This is a genomic window from Micromonospora phytophila, from assembly GCF_023656545.1.
Lineage (GTDB): Bacteria > Actinomycetota > Actinomycetes > Mycobacteriales > Micromonosporaceae > Micromonospora > Micromonospora phytophila.
This window is the reverse complement of the sequence record NZ_JAMOKF010000427.1, coordinates 1-3,936: the sequence shown is the minus strand read 5'-3', so window position 1 is coordinate 3,936 and position 3,936 is coordinate 1. Positions and strand designations below refer to the sequence as shown.

Here is a 3,936-nt window from a genome sequence, read left to right as displayed (position 1 = left end):
CCGCCGAGGGCGAGGCTGCCAAGCCCCGCCGCCGCCGGCGCCGTCGTGGTGGTGGCTCCGCCGCCGGTACGCCGGCCGAGGCGACCGCCGACTGACGACAGCGACACTCGACGTCCCCCGTACCGGTTCCCCGGTCCGGGGGACGTCGCCATTCCGGCCCGGCCGCTGCCGGTCGGCCGGCCGGCCGTGGCACCTGATCGCACCCGCACGGCGACGTGGAACCGACCCCGCCCCACCTCCTTTGCTCTGCACCCACAGAGGCGACACGCCTCCTTTGCTCTGCACCCAAATGCGCGACGGCTGCGAAGCGTGACCGGTGCATGGGTGGGTGCAGAGCAAAGGGCGCGGCGCGGAACAGTTCCAGATGCTGCGCAGGGCCGGCAGGACGGCGGCTGGCCGGGTGCAGGCGGCGCTGAGCGCTTCAGACGCCCACCGACGGCCCGCAGACCGTCCGCAGACCGCCAGGCGGGCCGCAGACAGGGCAGACGGCCGCAGACGGGGCCGACGGCCGCAGACGGGCCGGCGGTCCGCAAACGGGCCGAGGGGCCGCAAGCGGGGCGCCGGTCCGCAAGCGGGGCGAGGGGGCCGCAAGCGGGGCGAGGGGGCCGCAAGCGGGGCGGCGGTACGCAAACCGGCCGAGGGGCCGCAAGCGGGCCGACGAAGGGGTCGGCTTACGGCCGGCGAAGGGCCGGCGACGGCCGACAGTGAGCCCGCCCGCAGGGCGGAGCCCGAGGAATTGACGCAGGACATCCGGCACCGGCCCGTGCGACGTGGCCGCCGGTGGACGAGGAAGATGGAGCAATGCCCGAATCGTTGGACGCCGCCCTGACCGAGGTCCGGGCACTGCTGCTCGACCCCGCGCTGACCCGGGCGGTCGCCGCCGGGCGCCGGCGCGGCCACCGCCCCACGGTGGTCCGGGCCGAACTGCGACCGGTCGCCCTCAAGGCCGGAGCACGGTTGCAGATCTCCACCTCCGACGGCGCCCGGCCGTACACCCGCAACGTCGCCCCGGGATCGGAGGCGGAAACGGCGGTGGACGCGCTGCTCGCCGAGCCGTTCGGCAACTGGCACGTGGAGACCGCCGACGCGACGCTGCAACTGCGGGTGACCAAGTCGGGTGAGGCGCAGGTGCACCGGGCCGCCGCCGTCCGGCCCGCGGTCGAGCCGGGTGGGCACGACCGGGCCAAGGAGTACCTGCTGGACCCCGGCGATCCGATCTTCGCCGAGATCGGCGGCTCGGCCGCCAAGCGGCGGCAGGTGGACGCGTTCCTGCGCGCGCTGGCGGCGACCCTGCCCGACGACCTCACCGGCCCGCTGCGGGTTGTCGACCTGGGGTGCGGGAACGCGTACCTGACCTTCGCCGCGTACCGGTGGCTGGCGCAGCGGGGGCTCGACGTCGAACTGGTCGGCGTGGACGTGCGGGAGGACCAGCGCCGGCGCAACACCGAGCTGGCCGAGCGACTCGGCTGGGCCGACCGGGTGCGCTTCGTGGCCGGGACGATCGCCGACGCCGTCGTCGAGCCCGCCCCCGACCTGGTGCTCGCCCTGCACGCCTGCGACACCGCCACCGACGAGGCGCTGGCCCGGGCGGTGCGCTGGCGGGCCCGCTGGGTGCTCGCCGCCCCCTGCTGCCACCACGACGTCGCCGCTCAACTCCGGACGCAGCCCGCCCCGGCCCCGTACGAGCTGCTGACCCGGCAGGGCATCCTCCGCGAGCGCTTCGCGGACGTCCTCACCGACGCGCTGCGGGCCGGGCTGCTCCGCCTGCACGGCTACCGGGCCGAGGTGGTGGAGTTCGTCGACTCCCAGCACACCCCACGCAACCTCTTGATCCGCGCCCGGCACACCGGCACCGCGCCGACCGCCGACCAACGGGCGGACTACCGGGAGCTGGTCGGCCAGTGGCGGATCACCCCCCGGCTGGAGACGCTCCTCGAGGCGACCACGACCGGCAACGGGCCCGGTGACACGCCGTCGGCGACCACGACCGGCGACGCCACGCCAGCGGCGACCACGACCGGCGGCGAGCCGGGTGACATGCCGGACGACGGGGTGCAGGCGGGCTAACGGCGGCGCTCGCCGTTGGTCCCCCGCGGCGACACCCGCTCGCTCTCCGACGGCGCGGTCGGGAACGGCACCACCTTGCCCCGGTGCTCGGCGTTGCCAGCGGCCGCGAAGGCGTTCCAGGAGATGTCGACGAGCAGCCTCTTCAGCTCGGCGTGCCGGTCGGCGACGCTGCGTTGCAGGGCCAGCCGCGCACCCAGCACCACGCCGACTCCGGTGGTGGTGATCGCGCCCGCGGCGGCCAGCACGTGCAGGCCGGAGGCCTGCCCGCCGCGCAGCACGAGGATCAGCAGCCAGATCCAGAAGCCGAACGCGAAGACGCCGGCCTTGGCGACGAAGAAGAGACTCACCGCACCCGGGCGGTGCGGCTGCGAACGGTCGGGGTCGGCCATGGCGCTCCTCGGCGGTGCTCCGGCGCGACGCGCGCGGGCGGGGTCCGCACCGGTCAGCGGACGAACGCCGATTTTAGTTGGAGAGAGACAACCATCGCTTGGTCACTGCGCCATTCGCACCATTGATCCGACTCGAAATCCCGTCCACGGGACGGTCTGGTCGGTCAGTCAATTGTTTCCCTCCCTTTCCGTACTACCCTCGGAGACGCACCGCCGGGTGCCGGCCGGGAGGGAAGACCCGCACGGATGGGTTCGGTAGAGGTATCACCGCAGATGGCGTTCGCCCGCTTCGTGCGGCGGGCCATCGACGACGCCCGGGACGAGCGTGGCTGGACCGTCACCGACCTGGCGTCCCACACCGGCGTCGGCCGCTCCACGGTCTTCCGCTGGCTCGCCGGTGACTGGCAGGACTACCCGGAGCTGGCCAAGGTGCGGGGGTTCTGCGCCGCGCTGGACCTGCCGGTCGCGGCCGCGTTCCGCGCGCTCGGCCTGCCGGACGCCGGCCCGACGCCCCGTCGGCGGGTCGACGACGGCCCGGTGGAGGCGGACATCCGGGTGATCCTGCAACGGCTGGCCGACCCGACCGTCCCCGCCGAGGAGAAGCACCACATCCGCGATCTGCTGCGCTACCTGGCCCGTCGGCCGGTCCGTCGCGCCGGCTGACCGCCCGAGCGGTCGTCCGGCCCCGAGTCAGGGGACGCGGTCGTCCGGCCCCGGGTCAGGGGACGGTGACGGTGAACTCGGCGGTCCGCACCACCCCGGCCACCCGGAAGTCCAGGAAGAGCCGGTACCGGCCGGGGCCGGGGACGGTCAGCCAGAAGGTCACCGCGCCGTCGGCCAACTCCGGCTCGGGATGAACGTGCAGGTAGCCCAGGTCGCCCTCGCGCAGCGCGACCAGGTGCCCGTACGCGCCGAGGTGGGGCTCCAGCGCGGGGGTGCCGCCGCCGGCGGCGGCGACGCGGAAGGTCAGCGGCACGGTCAGGCCGGCCTGCGGGGTGCCCCGGTAGTCGACGGTGAACCCGTCGACCGTGGCGGTGGTGGCCGCCGCCGGCAACGGCCGCGGCTGGTAGGTGCCGGGCGCGACCAGGTCGACCCCGAGGGTCACCGCCGTCTGCCGGCCGTCGTCGGCCAGCGCGGCGAAGTCCGCGTACGCGCGCCAGACGCCGGGCTCCGGCAGGGTCAGCGGCACCGACCAGGTGCCGTCCGCCGCCATCGTCGGGTGCAGGTGCTGGTAACCGGTCAGGTCGCGGCGCACCACGACGAGGTGCATCGGCTTGTCGTGCACCACGGCGAACCGGGTGACCGGCCGACGTTGCACGTCCCGGACCTGGAAGCGCAGCTCGCCCGGACGCCCGGCGGCGAACCCGGCGGCGACCGGGGTCAGCGTGTAGCCGGCCGCGCTGACCGCGAGGCCGCCCGCCTCCGCCGCGGCGCCCTGGTCCGCGCCGTGCTCGTGCGCGCCGGTGCCGGGCTGGTGGGT

At 75.3% G+C, this 3,936-nt stretch carries 4 protein-coding genes; 2 read left to right on the top strand and 2 right to left on the bottom strand.

Annotated elements, in window-relative coordinates; genetic code table 11:
- The first annotated feature begins 801 nt into the window (after positions 1–801).
- The gene (locus NCC78_RS28895) at positions 802–2,067 is read left to right on the top strand and encodes a class I SAM-dependent methyltransferase (RefSeq protein ID WP_250798482.1); all 1,266 of its coding nucleotides are present in this window, start codon (positions 802–804) and stop codon (positions 2,065–2,067) included.
- On the opposite strand, the gene NCC78_RS28890 is transcribed toward NCC78_RS28895, so the two are convergent.
- Positions 2,064–2,456: a hypothetical protein gene (locus NCC78_RS28890; protein WP_250798480.1), complete on the bottom strand. Its 393-nt coding sequence runs from the start codon at positions 2,454–2,456 to the stop codon at positions 2,064–2,066. The two genes, NCC78_RS28895 and NCC78_RS28890, sit on opposite strands and share 4 nt — an antisense overlap.
- Before the next feature lie 246 nt (positions 2,457–2,702).
- Here NCC78_RS28890 and NCC78_RS28885 point away from each other — a divergent pair, with 246 nt between their 5' ends.
- Positions 2,703–3,119, top strand: a complete 417-nt coding sequence (locus NCC78_RS28885) for a helix-turn-helix domain-containing protein (protein WP_250798479.1) — start codon at positions 2,703–2,705, stop codon at positions 3,117–3,119.
- A gap of 55 nt (positions 3,120–3,174) precedes the next feature.
- Here NCC78_RS28885 and NCC78_RS28880 read toward each other — a convergent pair.
- Positions 3,175–3,936: DUF8832 domain-containing protein (locus NCC78_RS28880; protein WP_250798477.1), on the bottom strand; the 762-nt coding region annotated here is incomplete at its 5' end.